Source organism: Micrococcus sp. KRD026 (genome assembly GCF_017168445.1).
Taxonomy (GTDB): Bacteria; Actinomycetota; Actinomycetes; order Actinomycetales; family Micrococcaceae; genus Micrococcus; species Micrococcus luteus.
The window spans coordinates 1-1,229 of sequence record NZ_JABFBA010000084.1; the positions used below are offsets into that span (position 1 = coordinate 1).

2 protein-coding genes are annotated in these 1,229 nt (G+C 68.7%); both read left to right on the top strand.

The annotated features are described in order from the left end of the window. The coding region (locus J1M40_RS12430; RefSeq protein ID WP_206450861.1) for a transposase at positions 1 to 446 on the top strand (446 nt) is incomplete at its 5' end. A 113-nt stretch (positions 447 to 559) separates the two neighbouring features. Next, a partial coding sequence (locus J1M40_RS12435; protein WP_206450862.1) for a leucine zipper domain-containing protein occupies positions 560 to 1,229 on the top strand: 670 nt, incomplete at its 3' end.

Consider the following 1,229-nt stretch of genomic DNA (forward strand, 5'->3'; position numbering starts at 1 on the left):
TCGATGGGACCGGGCTGCCGCTGGTCAGCCTGATCACCCCCGGCCAGGCAGGGGACTCCCCGATGCTGCTTCCTCTTCTGGAGCAGCTGCGCGTGACCCGGCCAGTAGGGCGGCCCCGGACCCGCCCTGCGGCGGTGCTGGGCGATAAGGCGTACTCCTCCCGGGCGATCCGCACCCACCTACGCGCCCGTGGGATCAAAGCGGTCATCCCTGAACCGGCCGACCAGCAGGGCCACCGCAGACGGCGCGGTGCCCGCGGCGGGCGCCCCATTGGCCTCGACGCGGCCGCCTACAAGGGCCGCAATGTCATCGAGCGCCAGTACGCGCACCTGAAGCAGTGGCGGGGCCTGGCGACCCGGTATGACAAGTACGCGATCGTCTACCGGTCCGCCGTGGTGCTGAATGCTGTGCTCGCATGGTCAAAACGATTGTCAGACATGCCCTAGGTGTTGTGGGTCATGAGGTTCTTGCCACGGGGTACGGGCTGAGATGAGACGAGCGGGCCTCTCCCGCAGGATGGAAGTTCCTCAACAACCCACCTGCCCGAAAAGACCCGCTCATGACTCACGCTAACGCACCCCTGACCCCGACCGGCCGTCTCAGGATGGTCCACCGCCACCTGCACGACGGGATCCCGCAGGCACACGTGGCCGCCGAGTTCCGGGTGAGCCGGCCCACGGTGGCCACCTGGGTCGCCCGCTTCCGCGCCCAGGGAGAAGGCGGCCTTCAGGACCTGCCCAGCCGGCCGCACCGTTCACCTGCCCAGCTCGATCCCGAGGTGGTGGCTCAGATCCAGACCCTGCGTCGCAGGGAGAAGTGGTCGGCCCGCCGGATCCATCACCACCTCGTCTCCGAGGGCCACCGGGTGTGTCTTCGTACCGTGGGACGGTGGCTGCACCGACTCGGGATCTCCCGGTTACGGGACCTGACCCCGGCCGGGGAAGACCTGCGCCAACGACCCCAGAAGATCACCGCCCGCGGCCCGGGGCACATGGTGCACCTGGATGTGAAGAAGATCGGGAAGATCCCAGACGGGGGCGGCTGGCGCACCCACGGACGTGAAAGTGAAGCAGGCCGTGCTTCCAAGCGTGGTGCCGGCCGGCGGGTCGGGTACACCTACCTGCACTCGGCGATCGACGGGTACACCCGGCTGGCCTACACCGAAGCGTTGGAGGACGAGCGGGCGGCCACGACCGTGAGCTTCTACTGCCGGGCGAGGGCGTTCTTCG